This is a genomic window from Bartonella sp. OT172YNZD (genome assembly GCF_042193725.1).
Lineage (GTDB): Bacteria > Pseudomonadota > Alphaproteobacteria > Rhizobiales > Rhizobiaceae > Bartonella > Bartonella grahamii_A.
In genome coordinates this window covers 34,237-55,992 of the sequence record NZ_JBHILZ010000003.1, presented here as the reverse complement: position 1 = coordinate 55,992, position 21,756 = coordinate 34,237, and the positions used below count along the sequence as shown (strand labels likewise).

The following is a 21,756-nucleotide window of genomic DNA, read 5'->3' as shown; positions in this document are numbered from 1 at the left end:
AATTACCCAACAAGAGTGACAACAATTAAAAGAAAGGGCCAGAGATGGTCAGTTTAGGTGTTTTTGCCCGTAAGTTTTTTGGTTCAGCTCATGAACGACGTCTCAAAGCGCTCCGCCAAAAAGTTGCACAAATTAATGATTTGGAAGAACAATTCGTAAAATTAAGTGATGAGCAGCTTTGCCAAAAAACAGATGCCTTTCGTAAACGTCTTAGTGAAGGTGAAAGTGTTGATTTGCTCTTACCAGAAGCTTTCGCAACTGTTCGTGAAGCCGCAAAACGTGTTTATGATATGCGTCCTTTTGACGTACAACTTATTGGTGGAATGGTCCTTCACGACTGTGGCATAGCTGAAATGCGTACTGGTGAAGGTAAAACATTAATGGCAACTCTACCAATTTATCTCAATGCATTGGAAGGTAAAGGCGTTCATGTTGTGACAGTAAACGATTATCTCGCCAGTCGTGATGCTGAAACAATGGGAAAAATTTTTAGTTTTCTAGGGCTTACAACAGGCGTGATTCTTCATGATCTCGATAGTGATGCCCGCCGAGAGGCCTATGCATGCGACATCACCTATGCCACAAATAATGAACTAGGTTTTGATTATTTGCGTGATAATATGGCCTTCGATCGTAGTCAAATGGTCCAACGTGGACATCATTACGCTATTGTTGATGAAGTTGATTCGATTCTTATTGATGAAGCCCGTACACCCCTTATTATTTCTGGTCCTCTAGAAGATCGTACTGACTTCTATAACCTTATTGATACATTTATTCCTGCCTTAACTCCAGAAGACTATGAAATAGACGAAAAACAAAAAACAACGACCTTTACCGAAGTCGGTACTGAAAAAATTGAAAAAATGCTCGAACAAGCTGGGCATCTTAAAGGTCAAAATCTTTATGACATAGAAAATGTCGCTATCGTTCATCATGTCAATAATGCTCTAAAAGCTCATAAACTGTTTGCTCGCGATAAAGATTACATTGTTCGCAATGATGAAATCGTTATTATTGACGAATTTACAGGGCGAATGATGCCAGGGCGGCGTTATTCTGAAGGACTTCATCAAGCGTTAGAAGCTAAAGAGCATGTTGCTATTCAACCAGAAAACCAGACACTTGCTTCCATCACTTTCCAAAATTACTTCCGTATGTATAGAAAGTTATCTGGAATGACTGGAACTGCAACAACAGAAGCCGAAGAATTTAGAAATATTTATGGTCTTGACGTTTTCGAAGTCCCTACAAATTTGCCTATACAACGTATTGATGAAGATGATGAAATTTATCGAACAGTAGAAGAGAAATATCGGGCAATTGTGCATGATATCCGTCAAGCACATGAAAAAGAACAGCCTATTCTTGTTGGAACAACCTCTATTGAGAAGTCAGAACAATTGGCAGAGCGTTTGCGAAAAGAAGGCATTACCGATTTTAGAGTCTTAAATGCTCGCTATCACGAACAAGAAGCATACATCATTGCGCAAGCAGGAGTTCCTAGAGCTCTCACCATCGCAACCAACATGGCAGGACGCGGTACGGATATACAGCTTGGTGGTAATGTTGAAATGCGCATCCGACAAGAGTTACAGGATATCCCCGAAGGTCCAGAGCGGACAGCTAAAATTGAAGAAATAAAAAAAGATGTTCAGCAACTTAAAGAAAAAGCTTTAGCGGCTGGGGGGCTTTACGTTATCGCTACTGAACGTCATGAAAGCCGTCGTATTGATAACCAGCTTCGTGGACGTTCTGGTCGCCAAGGCGATCCAGGTCGCTCAAAATTCTTTCTCTCTCTTCAAGATGATCTTATGCGTATCTTTGGCTCCAATCGTATGGATGGTATGCTGCAAAAACTTGGATTGAAAGAAAATGAAGCTATTATCCATCCATGGATTAATAAAGCCCTTGAAAAAGCACAAAAAAAGGTCGAAGCACGAAACTTTGAAATTCGTAAAAATCTGCTAAAATATGATGATGTCATGAATGATCAACGCAAGGTTATTTTTGAACAGCGTATGGAGGTCATGAACGCAGATGACTTATCAGAAATGATCCTTGAAATGCGTAATGAAGTCGTAGAAGATCTCGTAGAGGCTTATATTCCATCAGGGACATATTCTGAAAAATGGGATGTAAAAACTCTCGAAGAAGAGCTTCAACAACTCTTTAATCTTGAGCTTCCAGTGGAAGAATGGACAAAAGAAGATGGAATTGCCGAGGAGCAAATTTTAGAGCGTGTATCAGATGCTGTTACAAAACTTGAAAATGAGCGTACTGAACGTTATTCTCCAGAAGTTATGGCTTATTTTCACAAAGCAGTATTGCTCGAAACTATTGACACGCTATGGCGTGAACATCTAGTGAGTTTAGACCATTTGCGTTCTGTTGTTGGTTTTCGTGGTTATGCGCAGCGGGATCCGCTCAATGAATATAAGACAGAATCATTTGAACTCTTTCAAAATATGTTGAGAAATTTGCGCCGAATTGTCACTTCTAAGCTTATGCGCTTTGAAATCATTCAACAACCCACAAAACCGACCATGCCTGAGCAAACTGATGCTGCTGCTTCTGTCTTTAATAAGCAAAGTCAAGAAAATGCTCCCACCTTATTGACACGATCACAAGAAAATAGATTTGTTAATTCACAAGATCGTGATCCTAACGATATAACCACATGGGGAAAAGTTGGTCGTAATGAGCGTTGTCCTTGCGGTTCAGAGAAAAAATATAAACACTGTCATGGAGCCTTTGTTTGAAAAGCACATTATGAAAATGAATAAAAAGCGAAATTATGAGCAAGAATTGCGCACAGCTGGTTTAAGGGTAACACGTCAACGACGAGTTATTCTTGATATTTTGACTGATACAAATGATCATCCCAATGCATTTGAAATTTTTCAGCGTGCAAACAAAATAGATTCGAGTATTTCACTCTCAACTGTTTATCGAACCATGAAAACATTAGAAGGAAATGGAACAATTCATCGCCATAGCTTTAGTGGTGGTCCATCTCGTTTTGAGCAAGCAGATGGGCAACATCATGATCATCTCATCGATATAGACACAGGAAAAGTTATCGAGTTTCATTCTGATGTTATTGAAAAGCTGCAAGAAGAAATTGCAAAATCTCTTGGTTATGATATTATCCATCATCGGCTTGAACTTTACGGAAAAAAAAACTCTTAAAAAAGTGATTATATATTATTAGATAAAATACCTCAGGCAAATCAAGTTTTATAAAAATTTACCTTTAAAATATAATAGTTTTCATTGGTAAAAATTGCTTTATTACCTTTTTTTGTATGATGCTATACGGTAATTTATTGCCAGTATTATAACAAAAAGTCATTGCAACAAAATATTATAAAAATTGTATTATGAAAAATTAGGCTAATATTATCATGGTTTCTTTGCCACAAGATCGTATGAGACAGCTTGAAAAGCGCTTTGAAATAATTGAAAGCCAAATGACGACTAATCCAAATGCTGAAACATATGTAAAATTAGCTTCTGAATATGCAGAACTACAACCCGTTATTGCCTCTATACGCGCATTAAATGCTCTTTACGGAGAGATTACAGAATTAGAAACAATTATCAACGATAAACAAACAGATATAGAGATGCGTAATCTTGCCCAAGAAGAGCTACCATCGTTATATAAAAAAGTAGAGCAATTTGAAAAAGCACTCCAGATTCTGCTTTTGCCTAAAGATATTGCTGATGAAAAAAATGCTATTGTTGAAATTCGAGCAGGAACGGGTGGATCAGAAGCAGCACTTTTTTCCGGTGATCTTTTCCGCATGTATGAACGTTATGCCCATGCTCACCATTGGAAAGTAGAAGTTATTTCACTCAGTGAGGGAGAAGTTGGCGGATATAAAGAAATTATTGCTACCATCTCAGGAAAAGGTGTCTTTTCTAAATTAAAATATGAATCAGGGGTTCATCGTGTGCAACGCATCCCCGAAACAGAAACCGGTGGACGTATCCATACATCTGCTGCTACCGTTGCAGTCCTTCCAGAGGCTGAAGAAATTGATATTGATATTCGTCCTGAAGATATTCGTATCGACACAATGCGTGCATCTGGAGCAGGAGGACAGCATGTTAATACAACGGATTCAGCTGTTCGTATCATGCATATTCCAACAGGAATTATGGTCGTACAAGCAGAAAAATCACAACATCAAAACCGAGCGCGAGCCCTTCAAATTTTACGGGCACGCTTATTCGATATCGAACGACAAAAAGCGGAAAGTGAACGTTCAGCTTCTCGTAAAAGCCAAGTTGGTTCTGGTGATCGTTCAGAACGTATTCGTACCTATAATTTTCCACAAGGACGTGTCACGGATCACCGTATTAATCTAACCTTGTATAAACTTGATCGCATTCTAGAGGGAGATCTTGATGAGCTTCTTCATGCACTCATCTCAGATCATCAAACAACACTGCTGATGGAAATGGATAATAATTGAGCAAATATTCTTTTAAGAATGTCATCCAACAAATGCAAGAAAAATTGCGCACGAAAGGAATTACTGAAGCCGATCTCGATGCGAAAATACTCGTTGAATGGGTAACAGGAATAAATGCTGCTGAAAGAATTTCTAAACCAGATATGCATTTGTCTTCTGAGCATATGATACAAATAGAACAGGCTTTACAACGGCGCATTGCAGGCGAACCCGTCTACCGTATTATAGGAGTACGAGAATTTTATGGTATATCTTTTACATTGTCTCAAGAGACGTTAGAACCTCGTCCTGATACAGAAACGCTGATAGATCTTGTTCTCCCTTTTCTCCAAAAACAGGTCGAAAAATTAGGAAGAACAACATTTCTTGATATGGGAACGGGAAGTGGCGCCATTGCCATTGCACTCCTTAAACACATTCCCCAATCCTATGCGGTGGCAGTCGATATTTCTGAAGATGCCCTTAAAACAGCGAAAAAAAATGCAAAAAATGCTGAAGTAGCACACCGCTTCACACCTCTTCTTAGCGACTGGTTTGATTCTGTCACAAATCGCTTTGATTTCATTGTTTCCAATCCACCTTATATTCGCGCAAAAGATATCAAAAAACTCGCAAAAGAAGTGCGCTTACATGACCCATTGCGCGCTCTGATAGGAGGGGAAGATGGATTTGATTTTTATCGAAAACTCGCCTACGACGCAGCCAACTACTTAAAAGAAAACAGCTATGTCGGTGTTGAAATTGGTTATTCTCAAGAAAATGAAGTCTGCAATTTGTTTGAAAAAAATGGTTTTCAATGTTTAGAAGTGCGCAAAGATCTAAGTGGAATACCCCGCGCACTTCTATTTGCATGCAAACATTAAAATTCCCAATCATCATCCGTGGTAGCAACCGCCTTGCCAATGACATAAGAAGAACCTGCCCCTGAAAAAAAGTCATGATTTTCGTCAGAGTTTGGTGATAAAGCTGCCAAAATAGCAGGATTAACACGACAAACCTCAGGGGGGAAAAGAGCTTCAAAACCTAAATTCATTAAAGCCTTGTTAGCATTATAATGAAGAAAAATTTTAACATCTTCTGTCAATCCAAGTGCATCATAAAGATCTTCAGTATATTTGCACTCGATATTATAAAGATCAAAGAGCAGGTTAAAAGCAAAATCTTTAATTTCTTTCTTTTTGGCTTCATCAAGCTTTGCAAAGCCCAATTGGAATTTATAACCTATATAATAACCATGGACTGCTTCATCACGAATGATTAGTCGAATGAGATCTGCTGTATTGGTCAACTTAGCACGACTGGCCCAATACATGGGCAAATAAAAACCAGAATAAAATAAAAAGCTTTCCAGCAAAGTCGAAGCAATTTTTTTCTTAAGTGGATCATTTGCTTCATAACGCTCAAGTACTAATCTAGCCTTTTTTTGCAAATGAATATTTTCTTCTGACCATCTAAACGCATCATCAACTTCTACCGTTGAACAAAGGGTTGAAAAAATAGAGGAATAAGAACGTGCATGAACCGCTTCCATGAAGGCAATATTTGTCAAAACTGCCTCCTCATGCTCTGTTATTGCATCAGCCAGAAGCGAAATGGCTCCGACAGTGTTTTGAATGGTATCTAAAAGCGTTAGTCCTGTAAAAACACGAATTGTCAATTTACGTTCTTCATCCGTTAAGCTTGACCATGAGGGAATATCATTGGAAAGAGGAACCTTCTCAGGTAACCAAAAATTCCCAGTTAAGCGGTTCCATACTTCAAGATCCTTCTCATCATGTAATCTATTCCAATTAACAGCGCACACAACAGGATTTTTGGTTGTAATCTTGGTCATATGATGATCTCCTATAAACTGCACGAAACACAGCCATCAACTTCTGTTCCACTTAATGCCACTTGCCTTAATCGTACATAGTAAATACTCTTTATACCCTTTTTCCAGGCATAAATTTGTGCGCGGTTAATATCACGTGTGGTAGCGGTATCAGGAAAAAATAATGTTAATGAAAGACCTTGATCAACATGCTGTGTTGCAGCAGCATAGGTATCTATAATTTTTTCAGGACCAATCTCATAAGCATCTTGGTAAAAATTCAAATTCGTATTATCCATATAAGGAGCGGGATAATAAACGCGCCCAATTTTTCCCTCTTTGCGAATTTCAATTTTTGAAGCAATGGGATGAATAGAAGAAGTGGCATGATTAATATAGGAAATAGATCCCGTAGGTGGGACTGCCTGCAAATTACGGTTATAAAGCCCATACTCAATAACTAATTTTTTGAGTTCCTGCCAATCCTTTTGATCTGGGATAACAATATTATTCCGTGCAAAAAGCTCTTGCACAAGCGCAAATTGCGGCTTCCATTCTTTTTCAATATATTTTTCGAAAAAACGTCCATCTGCATAAGCTGATTTTTCAAACCCTGCAAACATTTCTTGACGTTCGTGCGCAATTAAATTGGAAGCCCGTATGGCGTGATATGTCACAATATAAAAATAGATATTGGTAAAATCAATCGCTTCTGGAGACCCATAATAGATCTGCTCACGCGCTAGAAACCCGTGCAAATTCATTTGTCCCAAACCAATCGCATGACTTTCAGCATTGCCTTTCGCAATGGAAGGCACACAGGCAATATTGCTCATATCCGAAACCGCAGTAAGAGCACGAACAGCAGATTCCACGGTCTGTCCGAAATCAGGACTTTCCATTGCTTTGGCAATATTCATGGATCCAAGATTACAGGATATATCACTTCCAATCGTGCGATAAGTTAAATCTGTCTCCAGTTCACTCGCCTCACTCACCTGCAAAATTTCTGAACATAAATTGCTCATACTTATACGCCCAGCTATCGGATTCGATCGATTAGCAGTATCCTCAAATAAAATATAGGGATAACCCGACTCAAATTGAATTTCCGCTAATGTCTGAAAAAAAACGCGTGCACTTATTTTATTTTTACGAATCTTTGCATTATCAACAAAAGAACGATAATGCTCTGTTAAAGAAATATCGCTAAACGGCTTACCTGTCACACGCTCGATATCATAAGATGAGAAGAGATACATATCCTCATTATTCCGTGCAAGCTCAAAAGTAATATCAGGAATAACGACACCAAGCGAAAGTGTTTTGATTCTAACTTTTTCATCAGCATTTTCACGCTTTGTATCCAAAAACTTCATAATATCTAAATGATGGGCATGCAAATAAACAGCTCCAGCCCCCTGTCGTGCCCCAAGCTGATTGGCGTAAGAAAAAGAATCTTCCAAGAGTTTCATCACTGGTAAGACTCCTGAGGATTGATTTTCTATTTGCTTAATTGGTGCCCCAGCTTCCCGCAAATTTGTTAAACAAAGCGCCACACCTCCACCACGTTTTGAAAGCTGCAAAGCCGAATTAACCGAACGACCTATCGATTCCATATTATCTTCAACACGTAGCAAAAAACACGAAACCAATTCACCACGTTGTTTTTTCCCAGCATTTAAAAATGTCGGTGTTGCCGGTTGAAAACGCCCTGTAATAATTTCATCCACAAAACTTTCAGCAAGAGCTTTATTCCCTTGTGCCAAATATAAAGCTACAAGACAGACGCGATCTTCATAACGTTCAAGATAACGTTTCCCATCAAAAGTCTTTAACGTATAGCTGGTATAGTACTTAAATGCGCCTAAAAAGGTAGGAAAACGAAACTTAAATGCATAAGCACGTTTAAAAAGCTTTTTAATAAAAGAAAAATCATAAAGCTCAAATAAAGCTTTTTCATAATAACCTTCTTCTATTAAGTAATCTATTTTTTCCTTCAAGTTATGAAAAAAAACTGTATTTTGATTAACATGCTGAAGAAAATATTGCCGTGCGGCAAGCCGATCCATATCAAATTGAATATGACCATTTTCATTATAAAGATTAAGCATTGCATTCAGCGCATGATAATCAGTAATCTGATCTGATTTCTGCGAGTGCCCTATACCAATTGTTTCCAAAATCTTTCCAATCCCTTTTTTACATAAATAACGTCTTCATCAGTTCCACGCAGCTCAAAACGATAAAGGCAAGGTATACAACATTTTTCAGCAATGATTTTACTTGCTAAATTATAATAGCGACCAAAATTACGATTCCCACCGCCAATGACACCACGAATTAATTTTCGGTTCTCAGCTTCATTAAGAAAATGAATAACGGCTTTCGGCACTGCTCCTCTTCCTTCACCATCTGCATATGTAGGAACAACCAGTACATAAGGTTCACCAACCAATGCAGAAGGCTTTCTTTTATCAATTTTGAAGAGTCGTTGATCAAGCTGCGAGACAAAATGTTCTGTATTACCCGTTGCACTCGAATAATAAACAATAAGCCCCATTAAGCACAAAGACCACTAATCATATCGGGTCTAAAACCAGACCAATGATTTTCACCACAAACAACGACAGGAACCTGGCGATACCCCAGAGATTGAACAAAACTGTATGCTTGTTTATCACAAGAAATATCAACAACACGATAATGAATGCCTTTTGCATCAAAAGCGCGGCGTGTAGCATCACATTGGACACAAGATGGTTTGCTATAAATAGTGATCGACATTTTCTTCAACTTTCATAATTCCAAACAATCAACCCTAAAAGGTCAATCTAATAATTTTATAGGTACTCAAGAATAACAAAAAACAGAAATCGTACGCAAAACATGTGGTTATTTTCAAATAGTACACAGCTTCCTGAACATAATAAAATTTCTCATCAAATAACTTCAAAGACTATGATGAGAATAAGCGATTATTCTATAACTTAAATGGCCAAACCACCCCAGTTATAAACAATCTTTTGCTTGCATTAAAATTCCCTCCTGCTGTCTAAAAAACTAACGTTCTAAACTACCGTTTTTCAAGAGCTCTGTTTTACTCTTTTACGGCAAAAATCAATTACAAAAACGAAAGGGAATCCTCCCAAAAGAGATCCTTCAGCAAAAATATTGCTATACCCTTGGTCAATAAACTCTTTACAATAATGGAAATAACTTAGATACCAAACGAAACACACTAACACCCTCTCTTGTGCTTATTTAGAATCACCAATCATTTTGATACTATATATAGTATATACTCTCTCTCTTTCGTCAAGGTGAATTCAATTATTATTTTTAATTTTCCACGATCTTCCCACTAAAATTTTCAGTCCTCAAAACTATGTAATAATGTAACATTTTATTGACAAACGTTATATTATTACATAATTTCCAAAATAATAAGAAACGATGGTAAAAAAATATGGATCTACACTTCAATAAGACAACATTAGGCTATAGGAATAGAATAGCAATAAAGAACTTTTCAGCAAAGTTAAAAGCTGGTTCATTGGTCGCAATAACAGGTGATAATGGCGCTGGAAAATCGACACTGCTAAAAGCCATCGCCGGATTGATTAAACCTCTTAAGGGAAAAATTACAAAACCAAAAAAAAGCCGCATTGCTTATCTTGCTCAGCAATGTGATGTAGATCAAACATTTCCAATTGATGTGAAAACGCTTGTAAAAACAGGATTGTGGTCTTTTTGTGGATTATGGAAAAACCAGCGCCCTTATGATTCTAAGATTCAAAATGCGCTTGAAATGGTTGGGCTTACAGAACTGGCGCCCCGTTCGCTTGAAACATTATCAGGTGGACAATTACAACGCGCTCTTTTTGCACGTATCATTGTGCAAGATGCCAATATTATTTTGCTTGATGAACCTTTCAATGGTGTAGATAATAATACCCAAAAAGACCTTCTTGCACTGATCACATACTGGCAACAGCAAGGACGCACAGTTCTCACAGCACTCCATAATCCTTTCATCGTACAAGAATTTTTCCCCCAAATGATTCAAATTAATCAACAAAACGCCTTTTATAGAGAAACAACACAGTTTTTAAACAACACCATTCATCACGTTATGCCACCTCTCACATTCAATTCTTTTCCTATTAGCGCACAAAAACAAAATCTTCCCATCAATGATCCTCTCTTTCTTAGGTTATAAGACGTGTATGCATTTTTTCTTGCTCCCTTTGTTGATTTCCAATTTATGCAAAACGCCCTTATCGGTTCTATTTTCCTGTCTATTAGCGCTTGTCCTGTTGGTGTGTTTTTGATGCTCCGTGGAATGAGCTTGACAGGGGATGCTATCTCTCATGCCATTCTTCCTGGTGTTGCAACTGCTTTTCTGATTTGTGGCTTTTCCCTCATATCTATGACACTTGGGGGCATCTTCGCTGGTATTATTGTTGCTTTAGCAACCATTTTAATTTCACGAAATAGCTTTCAGAAAGAAGATGCATCTATGACTGTCTTTTATCTTATTGCACTCGCAGTAGGTGTCATTATTATCTCATTGAAAGACTCAACAATTGAGCTGCTTCATCTCTTATTCGGATCGGTTCTTGCACTTGATGCACAAGCCCTTTGGTTAATCACTACTATAATGCTGATTACACTATGCAGCCTTTGTATTTTTTGGCGTGCACTCGTTTTAGAAAGCTTTGACCCCCTCTTTTTTAAATCACTCTCTCCATTGAGTAAATATATTCATATTTCATTGCTTGGACTTGTGGTGTTGAATCTGGTTGGAGGCTTTCAATCACTAGGAACATTACTTTCCGTTGGCATTATGATGATTCCAGCTATTACAGCCCGTTTTTGGTTTTCACGCCTAGTCCCTATTTGCGCGCTTTCCACACTTTTTGGAATCATTTCTAGCGTATGTGGTCTCCTGCTTTCTTTTCATCTTTCACTTCCCTCCGGTCCTGCTATCATCATTGCCGCAGGATTTATTTATCTTTTTTCCTGCTTGATAAGTCCACGTGGCTTTATTGTAACATGGTTTCCTCACCTCTTTTATACCTCCTCACTTTAAGGAAAAAAATGTGCCTAAGTTTGCTCAAAAATTTGTTCTTCTTGGAGCTTTATTGCTTGCCCTTTCTCCATTTTCTGCTTCTGCACACAATAAAATCAAAGTTGTTGCGAGCTTTTCTATTCTCGCAGATCTCGTAAAAAATGTAGGAGACAACCATATTTCTATGACCACTTTTGTAGGTCCCAATGCGAATACCCACGCTTATGAACCTACCCCCCATGATGCTCAAGCTCTTAGGAATGCTCAAATTATTTTCATCAACGGACTTCATTTGGAAGGATTCATTGATCGCCTCATTACAGCAAGCGGTACAAAAGCACTTCTTGTCGAAGTTAGCGCTAACATTCCCTCCCTCAAAATGAAAAATCAAGAACATAATACCCTTCACCACAACAGCGTTATTGATCCACACGCTTGGCAAACAATTCCCAATGTCAAAATCTATGTCAAAAATATCGCTGCTGCTTTTTGTAAAATCGATCCACAATCCTGCACCAGCTACAAAAAAAATGCTGAAACCTACATCCAAAAGCTTAAAATAGCACAAGATATCCTGAAAACAAAAATTGCTACCATTCCTAAAGATAAACGTATCATTATCACATCTCATGATGCCTTTGGCTATTTTGCCAAGGAATATGGCTTTACTATCCTTGCCCCTCAAAGTGCTTCAAAAGAAGCTGAAGCAACCGCAGCCGATATTGCTAAACTTATCAAACAAATTAAAGCGAATAAAGCAGCTGCACTATTCGTTGAAAATATCTCTAATCCCCGTCTCATAAAACAGATTGCAAAAGAAACAGGTTTAAAAATTGGTGGAACACTTTATTCTGATGCATTGTCAAACAAAAATGGCCCTGCAGCAACTTATCTTGATATGATGGAACATAATGTGAATACCATCATTGATGCCATCACAAAACATTAAGATCTTCTACAAAAGAGATAAAAAAGAGTTCATAAAATCGTAAGTCTATGATTATGTTACTAATGATACCTAACATCTATAATTGATAACACTGATATGAAATAAAGTTACTTTTACAGAGAGGCTTATACTCAATAGATGCTAAGATAGATAAAATATGACTTATTGCCTTATGGTGCCCAAACCGTCAGCGGCATCATTCTATTTTCTTATGATGATGGCCCCAGCTTGCGTTTTTATAAGCATAAAGATAGCGATCCACAATGGATTTTATGTTATACTACTCATAAACAACTGCGTGAAAAAATAGTTGGAATAACCTTACAAAATATTTTCTGTTTTGTATGAGAGATACAATTCTATTCAAAGAACGCAATAAAAAATGTATCCGGCAATGCGTAATCTCCATTATGTAAGAGACATTGGCTCAGATGTTTTTGAAAATCGCAATACTAAATTAAAAGATGATGCTAAAGATAGAAACTATTTTTATCTTTATGCTTTCATATTCCTCCTAAATTAAGCTATCTCCTCATTTTAGAAATTACATAAGAAGATAAGTTTATTCTACTCTGATATACAAAAACTCAATAGAGCACTGAACCGTCTTCATATTTGTCTCAAATATACTGCTGTATACAGTTTAGGTTGATTTATAAGCAACAAAAAAGCACGCGCTTTATAAGAAAGCAATATCATAAAACCATTAATAGACTGGCAATATATTGAAAAAATAACCAGCTTTTATAAAATACTTTGCAAAACAATAATAAACCGTCTTTGTCCCTGCTGATTCTTATAGGTGTTTGCACCAATCCCTTATATCATATTCATAAAGATCTGTTTGAGGATGATCTATAGGCAATTTTAAACTCAAGAATATAGAAAGCGATGGAATGTTACAGATGTGTTTCATCTGCTTTTGTCATTAAAAGTAATAAAATTGTAAAATAAGCGCACCTCCTATCTTTCAATGATTTCTTTTGCAATTGATCGGATACCCTCGCTGAGAATTGCACAGTGATTTACATGAGAAAAAATAAACTTGCAGCATACGCGCATAGGTTTCTCTTTAATTTATGTGATTGATAGAAAAAACAAATACTTCTCTATAGGAGCTCTAAAACCATTTTAGATCATATGGGCAGCGGTAAAATAGAATGTGCCTATTCTCGTACAGACTATTTAGAATAACGTCGTATTTTGTGGAACAAATAGATTTTTTATGTTAGGGATCAAAGCTAAGATATGGAGCCCGTTTCCCCTCATCTGTGAATCATTTTTCTTTCTATTCCTCTCATTTACTTTTTATAAAATACATAAATTATTACATCAAGAAATATATGATAATATATTGTTTTTTATAAAAAATTACAAATGAGAAAAATATAGTTAATAAATGGTTATTCTATATTGATATTTTTATAATGAAAATAATGTTTGAAAATAATATTCTTCTTACAGATCGTGAAAATGCAAATTTTCTTCACATAAATGTTTTGATATTCTCAGCGTCATAGGACAATGGATCATTACCAAAACTTTTAAAATTTTGTTTTTAAACCCATCGGTTACAACCTGATTTTGCAAATGTAATCGAGAAAATCAAAACGCAACATTATCATGACACAGCATAAAAGAAAGTCTTGTCACATCAATTAATGCTTACTTATTATTTGAGCGCTTTCCAGTGTTTTTGTTAAAAGTATGAAAATTCTGATGAGCGACAGTGAAACTTAGTTTTTGACCATAGTCGTGTGTTAAGCGTTCTTTTATTTCAATCGTAAAGATGATACCATTCCAACGCGTTAAAACATGGCAACCTGTTCCAATAGGCTTGATAAGCTCAATTTTTGTGTGAAAGACAGGTCCTTTATCTGGATGTTCGCCCAATAAGATTATTTCAGGTCTGAATGCTAAAAGATCAGTTTCTTCGCCATAAGAAAATGAATGCCCTAAGTTTTGTTCTAAGATATGGCGATCAAGAAAATTCATAGGAGGAGAACCAATAAAATCAGCAACAAATGTTGTTGCTGGAGTGTCGTAAATTTCCATTGGTGTTCCAATTTGCTCGATAGCTCCTTTATTCAAAACGACTATTCTATCAGCTAATGTCATAGCTTCTAGTTGATCATGAGTAACATAGAGACTAGTTATTCCTAATGAACGCTGTAGTGTTTTTATTTCAATACACATTTGCGCCCGTAATTTTGCATCAAGATTTGAAAGAGGTTCATCAAAGAGAAAAACACGGGGTTGACGTACAATCACACGCCCCATTGCAACACGCTGACGTTGTCCTCCTGATAATTGTCGTGGCTTACGATCAAGAAACGATTCTATCTCCAAAAGTTTTGCAGCATGTGCAATGCGTTTTTTAATTTCTTCTTTAGGGGTTTTCCGATTTTTAAGACCATATTCTAAGTTTCCACGAACTGTCATATGGGGATAAAGGGCATAATTTTGAAAAACCATAGCAATATCACGATCAGCTGGTTCACAATCATTGATACGTTCGTTATCAATACATAATTCACCTGAGGTAACTTGTTCAAGTCCTGCTATAATACGTAATAAGGTTGATTTTCCGCACCCTGAAGGACCGACAAGAACAAGAAGTTCTTTATCAACAACAGTTAAGTTTAAATCATCAATGACCAGAATGCCGTTGTCATACCGTTTTTTTATATTTGATAACTGGATTATGGCCATAATTACTTCTCCGTTTCAATAAGGCCTTTAATAAAAAGCCGCTGCATGAAGATAACAACAAGAACAGGGGGAACCATGGCAACAACCGATACTGCCATGAGTATATTCCATTGAGGATCATGTTGAAGTGATTCGACAATAAGCTGTTTTAAAATAATAAGAATCGTTTGATGATTTTGATCCGTTGTGATGATAAGAGGCCAGAGATATTGTATCCATCCATAAATGAACATAATGATAAATAAAGCAGCGATATTGCTTTTACTAAGAGGAAGAAGAATATCCTTAAAAAATTTAACTGGGCCTGCACCATCAACACGTGCCGCCTCTAAGAGTTCATCTGGAATAGTCAAAAAAAACTGGCGGAATAAAAATGTAGCGGTTGCAGATGCAATAAGTGGAATAATCATTCCACTATAGGTGTTGATCATCCCCAATTTCGCAACAACCTCAAAGGTTGGAAGAATACGAACTTCGACAGGGAGCATCAATGTAACAAAAATAAGAACAAAAGCAGTTTTTCGGAAGGGAAAACGCATGTACACAATTGCATAAGCAGACAAAAGTGAAATAATAATTTTTCCAATACTAATCCCAAGGGCCATAATAAGTGAATTCATTAAGAGTGGCCAGAGGTTGGGCAGACCGAGTTGTGCAAGGCCATCACCAAAGATTGTTTTATAATTTTCCAAAGCATATTTCCCAGGTAAAAGAGGAAGTGTTCCTGAGTTGAATGCTGCTGAACTATGGGTTGATGCAATGATAGCAACATAAACTGGAAAGCAAATAATGATAATGCCAACAATGAGAGTAATATGGGTTAGAAATTTCAAAACAGGGCGATTTTCAACCATAATTTTCTTCCTAATATTGTACCCGGCGCTCAATCCAGCGAAACTGGATAAAGGTTAAGACAATAACCATCAGCATCAATATTGTTGATTGTGCTGCTGATGCACCGATTATTTGATTTCTAAAGCCATCGTCATATATTTTATAGACGAGGATACTCGTTGCACGCGCAGGACCTCCAGAAGTTGTATTATCAATAATACCAAAAGTATCAAACATAACATAATTGACATTGACAATAAGAAGGAAAAACGTCGTTGGTGAAATTTGCGGAAAGACCACAGTCCAAAATCGTTTAAAGGGACCAGCACCATCAATGGCAGCTGCTTCTATTTGAGACCGCGGAACAGACTGAAGACCTGTAAGAAAAAAGAGAAAATTGTAAGAAATTTGTTTCCAACTAGCCGCAATGACAATAAGAATCATTGCGTGAGTGCCGTTAATACGATAATTCCATAGCACCCCTATTTTTTCGAGAAGAAAAGGGATAATTCCGATGGTGGGATGAAAGATAAACAGCCATAATATACCTGCCAATACTGGAGCAACAGCATAGGGCCAGAGCAAAAGCATTATATAAGCCTTTTTTGCACGGATGACACGATCAACACAGACAGCTAAGAGAAGTGATATTGTCATTGAAACGACAGTAACGGAGATAGAAAATACTGCGGTTGTAAGAAGTGATTGCAGATAAGTAGGATCAGAAAGAACGGTTAGATAATTTTCAAAACCAATAAAGGTTGTTGTAAAACCAAAAGGGTCTTCGCGCTCAAAAGATGATTTTATTGCTTGAGCAGCAGGCCAAAAGAAAAACAAAAAAGTCACAAGAAGCTGAGGGAAAAGCAGTCCGTAAGAAAGTAGACTATTTTTAAAATATGCATGTTTTTCTTGCATTCGTAGGGCTCTTTAAATGTCGAGACTTTAAAAAGATAAACAAAAAGGACTCAACTGTTTTTGTTGAGTCTTTAATGTTGAACAATAAAACGAAATTAATGATTAGATTTTTCAAATTCACGCAAGAGTCTATTTCCACGTTCAACGGTCTCATCTAAACCATCTTTCGGTGTTTTTGAACCACTAAGAACAGCTTCCAACTCTTGATCAAGAATGGCACGAATTTGTGGTAAATTACCAAATCTTATCCCTTTCGAGTTAACTGTCGGTGGATTAAGATTAATCTGTTTGATAGCTATATCCGCACCTGGCGTTTTTTCATAGAAATGTTGTTTTTTGCTCAATTCATAAGTCGCTTTTGTGGTTGGAAGATAACCTGTTTCCTGATGCCATTTTGCTTGATTTTCTGTTTTTGAAAGAAATTTAAGAAAAGCGGCTGCTCCTGCATATTCCTTTGGGCTATGTCCCTTAAACGCCCAAATAGAAGCTCCCCCAATAACTGAATTTTGTGGTGTTCCTTCTGTATCCTTATAGTATGGCAGCATACCAACTCCCACATTAAACTGAGCTTCAGAAACAATTCCAGCATGTGATCCTGAAGATTGCAAAAAAATTGCACAATTTTGTGCCATAAACATTGGTGTTGAATCTAATGCACCTGCTGGACCACCATAACGGAAAATACCTTGATCAGACCACTTTTTCAGGTCAGTCCACATACGCACTTGTAAAGGTCCATTCAATGTAAGCTCTGAATCAAGTCCTTTAAAGCCATTTTCCTTCGTTCCAAAAGGAACATTATGCAACGCTGAAAAATTTTCTATACCAATCCATTGAGCAGCATAAGCCATTGTAAAACCACAAGTCGCCGCTTTAGTCTCAAGAATTTTTTTAGAAAAGTTTTCTATATCTTGCCACGTTTTAGGAGGCTGTTCTGGATCAAGCCCTGCTTTTTTAAAGATATCTTTGTTGTAATAAAGAATAGGAGTTGAAATATTGAATGGCATAGAGACGATACGTCCCTGTTTATCGGAGTAATAACCACTAATAGCAGGGAAATAATCTGTAAGATCAAATTCTTGCTTTGTATCAGCCATAAGTTGATAAAATGGATAGATCGCGCCTTTTGCAGCCATCATAGTCCCAGTACCAACGTCATAAATTTGGGCAAGCACTGGCTGTTTCTTTCCACGAAATGCTGCAATGAGTGAAATCAACCCCTCTTCATATTCGCCGCGAAATGAAGGAACAACTTTATACTCAGATTGACTTGCATTAAAATCATTAATGAGACTTTCAGTTTGCTTCCCTAATTCACCACTCATAGAATGCCAAAAGCTGATTTTTGTCTGCGCAAAACTTGCTGTTATTCTCGCTGTGGACATTATGATAGCAACCGTGGCCGCTATGGAAAGATAAAAACGACTCATGGTTCACCCTTTCTGAAGTGATGGAATACAAACTACCCCTAAATTTATAGTATTACACATGAACATGCTATGACAGTTTTATTTCAGAAATATACTCTCTCATTTAAACAGGAACTACCAAAAGGTCAAATAAATTTGTTGAAATTTATTCGTTTTCTTCTATAAGCTTCCTTATGTATTAACTAGATACGCGTTTGTAACTATATGAAAAAAGTGAGATGGCTTAAATAAGCAAAGTCAATTGGTAAAAAGATATAGATCGTAAATGTTATTCAATGACTATTTTAATATCTGGATTTACTTTTTTTAAAAGAATTGTTTATTCTTTTGCTACTTGGCTTATAATTTTCGGCTTATAAATTTAACACGATGTTGCTACTGAATTTAACGAAGAGACAAATAGAATTTTTCTTAAAATTAAGAAAATCATTTTGAATCGCTTAATAATCTCCTTTCCTGTAGTGAGATCACGCCCCTTATGCAAAACAAAATGACATGGTATTACCAATTTCCATGCTGTTAAAAAATCTTTTAATATATCTACATTTCATGATAGCTATTATAAAATAAGCCATAAAGCCTCTCCACTAAAGTATATAAGACTTTTTGTATGCCATCATTTTTACACTTCATAAAAGTGCAAAACAACACCGCCGTATGAGACCCTAATGCTTCAACAAGTCCTGCATTTGAAATACGTTAAATAAATATTTTTATTCTTTTCTCAATAATTTTTTATCCACACACCAACCCTGCTTGTAATGTGCAAACGAATAATTTTGATTGATTCATTGCAAAAAGACTTGGAATAAGAGAATCTTACGTATTCAGGTCTCTTAGTCACATAAATAAACTATTAATTATCATTATAAATCAATGTATTATTGTTATATATTTGATAATTTTTCTTTTTTCCATTACGCTCGCTTTATGAGGATATATAGCTCCTTTTGTGTTGATGTATTTTTTACCTTTGTGCACACAATTGCAATGCGAGATCAGGTTGATCTGTCGTAATATAATTTACAGGCATATCAAGCCAATGTGATAACCGAGCTTTTCCATTAATTGTCCATACCCCTACAGTAAAACTAGCCTCAAGAGCTGATTCAATAAAGTCCTGTGAAACAATAGAGCCATCTAAACTTAGATCAGAATAACCTAATTGCTTCCATTCAGAAAAATGACGGTACATATCACCTTCAAAATTATCAACACATGGACCAGATGGTATTCCTGCTTCAATAAAAGGATGCAGGATAAAAGGATCAAAACTAATTGCAGAAACCCGTTCTGATAAATTTCGACTTTTTATTAGCGCAAGCGCTTTTTTGGATAATATTGTTTCACGTTCCACTTCACCACATGTCTTGATTTCAAGATGCAATGCAACATTCGTTGGTGCTAAAAGATCAAGCACCTCTTCTAATAAGGGAGGTGCTTCTTGGCTTCCTTTTACGCAAAGTTGTTTGCGTGTTTCATTATCAATGTCGTGAATATACCCTTTTTTTCCAACCAATTGGTCCAGACGGAAGTCGTGAAAGACAACCACTTCACCACTTTTCAGCAAATGAACGTCGCATTCAACTTCATCAACACCTAATGCTATAGCATTATTAAATGCCGAAAGGGTATTTTCAGGATAAAGATGAGCTCCACCACGGTGTGCAACAATTTTTTTCTCAGACATGCAAAATTCCACACTTCTCAATTTTAAACGATATTGACGTACAGATTGCCAGATAAAGGCTTATATCATATGAAAATACACAATCATTTTTAAATGATTTTTTCTACACTTTTCGAATATCAAACCCTAAGTCATATTTTATTCTTAAAAAGACTTATCCTTCATTTTAATTATTCCCATTCAATAGTACTAGGAGGCTTTGAAGTTACATCATATACAACACGATTAATCCCTCTAACTTCGTTAATAATACGTGCTGCCGTCTTACTTAAAAACACCATATCATAGGGATAAAAGTCAGCAGTCATTCCATCTACAGATGTGACGGCGCGAAGGGCACAAACAAATTCATAAGTGCGACCATCCCCCATCACGCCAACAGTTTGAACAGGAAGAAGAACAGCAAAAGCTTGCCAAATTTCGTCATAAAGACCGGCTTTACGGATTTCCTCAAGATAGATAGCATCTGCTTCACGTAAAATTTCTAATTTTTCACGGGTCACAATACCTGGACAACGAATTGCAAGACCGGGACCTGGAAAAGGATGGCGACCAATAAACTGCTCTGGTAATCCTAACTCTCGCCCTAGCAAGCGAACCTCATCCTTAAAGAGCTCACGCAACGGTTCTACAAGTTTCATATTCATCTGTTCTGGTAGCCCGCCCACATTATGATGGCTTTTAATGGTTACCGTCTCACCAATAGCAGACACACTCTCAATAACATCTGGATAAAGTGTTCCTTGTGCTAAAAACTCTGCACCTCCTATTTTTTTAGTTTCTTTTTCAAAAACTTCAATAAAAAGGCGACCGATTGTTTTGCGCTTTTTTTCTGGATCTATCTCACCTTCTAAAGCATTAAGAAATATATCGGCAGCATTAACGTGAATAAGCTCTATATTATAATGATCACGAAAGAGCCTGAGAACTTCTTCAGCTTCATTCTTGCGCATCAGCCCATGGTCTACCAAAATGCATGTCAGTTGATCTCCTATGGCTTCATGAAGGAGTACCGCTACAACAGATGAATCCACTCCCCCTGAAAGACCACAAATCACACGACTTTTCCCAACTTTTTGTCGTATCGTAGCAATTGCCTGCTCACGATAAGAAGCCATTGACCAACTACCTTTAATAGCAGATATTTTATGAATAAAATTTTGCAAAAGTTTTGTACCATCTGGTGTATGGATAACTTCAGGATGAAACTGTACCGCATAAAAATGTCTTTTCTCATTAGCAATAGCCGCATAGGGAGCTCCTTTTGAGGTTCCTATGACACGAAAACCTTCTGGTAAAGCTGCCACACGGTCACCATGGCTCATCCATACTTGATAACGAGAACCTTTTTCCCACACTCCATCAAAAAGGACACTCTCTTCTTGCACTTCCAAAAAAGCACGCCCAAATTCACGCTCATGTCCAGCTTCAACCTTTCCTCCAAGCTGAACACACATGACTTGTTCACCATAGCAAATACCCAGAATCGGAATACCCGCCTCAAAAATTTTCATTGGAGCACGCGGAGAGCCCTCATCAATAACGGAATAAGGACTCCCTGATAAAATAATAGCTTTAGGTTTTATGCGGCGCACAGCTTCTAAAGCCAATTGAAAAGGAGCAATTTCACAATATACCCCCATTGCTCGTACCCGTCGTGCAATAAGTTGTGTAACTTGTGAACCAAAGTCAATAATAAGAACAGTGTCTGGATGTGATATGCTCATAGAAAACCAATCAACAATTGTAAAAGAAAACTCATGGGAGTTATGATTCAATCTTTCTCTTTTCACAAGCCTGTTTTCTTAAGAAAAAGATTATTCTCGTAAAATTTATGATAAAAAATGCAAAAATA

Annotated in this window: 17 protein-coding genes; 7 read left to right on the top strand and 10 right to left on the bottom strand. The window is 36.9% G+C overall.

The genetic code is table 11. The features are described from left to right. Positions 1–44 precede the first annotated feature (44 nt). The 4 genes from secA (at position 45) to prmC (ending at position 5,347) form a co-directional block, all read left to right on the top strand. Positions 45–2,762 carry a preprotein translocase subunit SecA gene (gene secA / locus ACFIJS_RS02015; protein WP_375649420.1) on the top strand — a complete coding sequence of 906 codons (2,718 nt, stop codon included), beginning with the start codon at positions 45–47 and terminating at the stop codon, positions 2,760–2,762. Then, positions 2,701–3,192 carry a Fur family transcriptional regulator gene (locus ACFIJS_RS02010; RefSeq protein ID WP_375649418.1) on the top strand — a complete coding sequence of 164 codons (492 nt, stop codon included), beginning with the start codon at positions 2,701–2,703 and terminating at the stop codon, positions 3,190–3,192. The genes secA and ACFIJS_RS02010 overlap by 62 nt, the downstream gene beginning before the upstream one ends. Positions 3,193–3,407: 215 nt before the next feature. After that, complete coding sequence (gene prfA / locus ACFIJS_RS02005; RefSeq protein ID WP_375649416.1) at positions 3,408–4,484, top strand: peptide chain release factor 1; 1,077 nt, start codon at positions 3,408–3,410, stop codon at positions 4,482–4,484. Continuing rightward, on the top strand, positions 4,481–5,347 hold the full coding sequence (gene prmC, locus ACFIJS_RS02000) for a peptide chain release factor N(5)-glutamine methyltransferase (protein WP_375649413.1): 867 nt from the start codon (positions 4,481–4,483) through the stop codon (positions 5,345–5,347). The genes prfA and prmC overlap by 4 nt, the downstream gene beginning before the upstream one ends. Here the strand turns inward: prmC and nrdF are convergent. Genes nrdF through nrdH form a run of 4 tightly spaced genes read right to left on the bottom strand, consistent with a single transcriptional unit; the run spans position 5,344 to position 9,084 of the window. Continuing rightward, positions 5,344–6,318, bottom strand: a complete 975-nt coding sequence (gene nrdF, locus ACFIJS_RS01995) for a class 1b ribonucleoside-diphosphate reductase subunit beta (RefSeq protein ID WP_012754609.1) — start codon at positions 6,316–6,318, stop codon at positions 5,344–5,346. The two genes, prmC and nrdF, sit on opposite strands and share 4 nt — an antisense overlap. 11 nt (positions 6,319–6,329) lie before the next feature. Next, complete coding sequence (gene nrdE, locus ACFIJS_RS01990; protein WP_375649411.1) at positions 6,330–8,480, bottom strand: class 1b ribonucleoside-diphosphate reductase subunit alpha; 2,151 nt, start codon at positions 8,478–8,480, stop codon at positions 6,330–6,332. Then, positions 8,462–8,860 (bottom strand): class Ib ribonucleoside-diphosphate reductase assembly flavoprotein NrdI, encoded by a 399-nt coding sequence (gene nrdI / locus ACFIJS_RS01985; RefSeq protein WP_375649409.1) that lies wholly within the window; start codon positions 8,858–8,860, stop codon positions 8,462–8,464. The genes nrdE and nrdI overlap by 19 nt, the downstream gene beginning before the upstream one ends. Next, a complete protein-coding gene (gene nrdH / locus ACFIJS_RS01980; protein WP_375649406.1) occupies positions 8,860–9,084 on the bottom strand; it encodes a glutaredoxin-like protein NrdH in 225 nt (74 codons plus the stop codon). Before nrdH ends, nrdI begins: the two co-directional genes overlap by 1 nt. Before the next feature lie 682 nt (positions 9,085–9,766). Here nrdH and ACFIJS_RS01975 point away from each other — a divergent pair. Genes ACFIJS_RS01975 through ACFIJS_RS01965 form a run of 3 tightly spaced genes read left to right on the top strand, consistent with a single transcriptional unit; the run spans position 9,767 to position 12,320 of the window. After that, positions 9,767–10,519, top strand: coding sequence for an ABC transporter ATP-binding protein (locus ACFIJS_RS01975; protein ID WP_375649404.1), 753 nt, complete (start codon positions 9,767–9,769; stop codon positions 10,517–10,519). A gap of 3 nt (positions 10,520–10,522) precedes the next feature. Continuing rightward, positions 10,523–11,392, top strand: coding sequence for a metal ABC transporter permease (locus ACFIJS_RS01970; protein WP_375649402.1), 870 nt, complete (start codon positions 10,523–10,525; stop codon positions 11,390–11,392). A 10-nt stretch (positions 11,393–11,402) separates the two neighbouring features. Then, positions 11,403–12,320, top strand: coding sequence for a metal ABC transporter solute-binding protein, Zn/Mn family (locus ACFIJS_RS01965; protein ID WP_375649400.1), 918 nt, complete (start codon positions 11,403–11,405; stop codon positions 12,318–12,320). Positions 12,321–13,985: 1,665 nt separating this feature from the next. On the opposite strand, the gene ACFIJS_RS01960 is transcribed toward ACFIJS_RS01965, so the two are convergent. The 6 genes from ACFIJS_RS01960 to guaA all read right to left on the bottom strand — a co-directional run bounded on the left by ACFIJS_RS01960 (position 13,986) and on the right by guaA (position 21,628). Beyond that, positions 13,986–15,032 (bottom strand): sn-glycerol-3-phosphate import ATP-binding protein UgpC, encoded by a 1,047-nt coding sequence (locus tag ACFIJS_RS01960; RefSeq protein WP_375649397.1) that lies wholly within the window; start codon positions 15,030–15,032, stop codon positions 13,986–13,988. 2 nt (positions 15,033–15,034) lie between these two features. Continuing rightward, complete coding sequence (gene ugpE, locus ACFIJS_RS01955) at positions 15,035–15,886, bottom strand: sn-glycerol-3-phosphate ABC transporter permease UgpE (RefSeq protein ID WP_375649395.1); 852 nt, start codon at positions 15,884–15,886, stop codon at positions 15,035–15,037. A 10-nt stretch (positions 15,887–15,896) separates the two neighbouring features. Continuing rightward, complete coding sequence (gene ugpA, locus ACFIJS_RS01950; protein WP_375649392.1) at positions 15,897–16,781, bottom strand: sn-glycerol-3-phosphate ABC transporter permease UgpA; 885 nt, start codon at positions 16,779–16,781, stop codon at positions 15,897–15,899. A 95-nt stretch (positions 16,782–16,876) separates the two neighbouring features. After that, positions 16,877–18,211, bottom strand: a complete 1,335-nt coding sequence (ugpB, locus tag ACFIJS_RS01945; RefSeq protein WP_375649390.1) for a sn-glycerol-3-phosphate ABC transporter substrate-binding protein UgpB — start codon at positions 18,209–18,211, stop codon at positions 16,877–16,879. Positions 18,212–19,178: 967 nt separating this feature from the next. Beyond that, positions 19,179–19,901, bottom strand: coding sequence for a glycerophosphodiester phosphodiesterase (locus ACFIJS_RS01940; protein WP_375649388.1), 723 nt, complete (start codon positions 19,899–19,901; stop codon positions 19,179–19,181). A 170-nt stretch (positions 19,902–20,071) separates the two neighbouring features. Continuing rightward, on the bottom strand, positions 20,072–21,628 hold the full coding sequence (gene guaA, locus ACFIJS_RS01935; protein WP_375649561.1) for a glutamine-hydrolyzing GMP synthase: 1,557 nt from the start codon (positions 21,626–21,628) through the stop codon (positions 20,072–20,074). Between the last annotated feature and the right edge of the window lie 128 nt (positions 21,629–21,756).

What these genes read in the sequence shown, in the direction of transcription:
- ACFIJS_RS01975 (WP_375649404.1), top strand. Translation starts at nt 9,767, where the DNA reads ATGGATCTACACTTCAATAAGACAACATTAGGCTATAGGAATAGAATA.
- ugpB (WP_375649390.1), bottom strand. Translation starts at nt 18,211, where the DNA reads ATGAGTCGTTTTTATCTTTCCATAGCGGCCACGGTTGCTATCATAATG.
- ugpE (WP_375649395.1), bottom strand. Translation starts at nt 15,886, where the DNA reads ATGGTTGAAAATCGCCCTGTTTTGAAATTTCTAACCCATATTACTCTC.
- prfA (WP_375649416.1), top strand. Translation starts at nt 3,408, where the DNA reads ATGGTTTCTTTGCCACAAGATCGTATGAGACAGCTTGAAAAGCGCTTT.
- ACFIJS_RS02010 (WP_375649418.1), top strand. Translation starts at nt 2,701, where the DNA reads ATGAGCGTTGTCCTTGCGGTTCAGAGAAAAAATATAAACACTGTCATG.
- nrdI (WP_375649409.1), bottom strand. Translation starts at nt 8,860, where the DNA reads ATGGGGCTTATTGTTTATTATTCGAGTGCAACGGGTAATACAGAACAT.
- ugpA (WP_375649392.1), bottom strand. Translation starts at nt 16,781, where the DNA reads ATGCAAGAAAAACATGCATATTTTAAAAATAGTCTACTTTCTTACGGA.
- secA (WP_375649420.1), top strand. Translation starts at nt 45, where the DNA reads ATGGTCAGTTTAGGTGTTTTTGCCCGTAAGTTTTTTGGTTCAGCTCAT.
- guaA (WP_375649561.1), bottom strand. Translation starts at nt 21,628, where the DNA reads ATGAGCATATCACATCCAGACACTGTTCTTATTATTGACTTTGGTTCA.
- ACFIJS_RS01940 (WP_375649388.1), bottom strand. Translation starts at nt 19,901, where the DNA reads ATGTCTGAGAAAAAAATTGTTGCACACCGTGGTGGAGCTCATCTTTAT.
- ACFIJS_RS01960 (WP_375649397.1), bottom strand. Translation starts at nt 15,032, where the DNA reads ATGGCCATAATCCAGTTATCAAATATAAAAAAACGGTATGACAACGGC.
- nrdH (WP_375649406.1), bottom strand. Translation starts at nt 9,084, where the DNA reads ATGTCGATCACTATTTATAGCAAACCATCTTGTGTCCAATGTGATGCT.
- nrdF (WP_012754609.1), bottom strand. Translation starts at nt 6,318, where the DNA reads ATGACCAAGATTACAACCAAAAATCCTGTTGTGTGCGCTGTTAATTGG.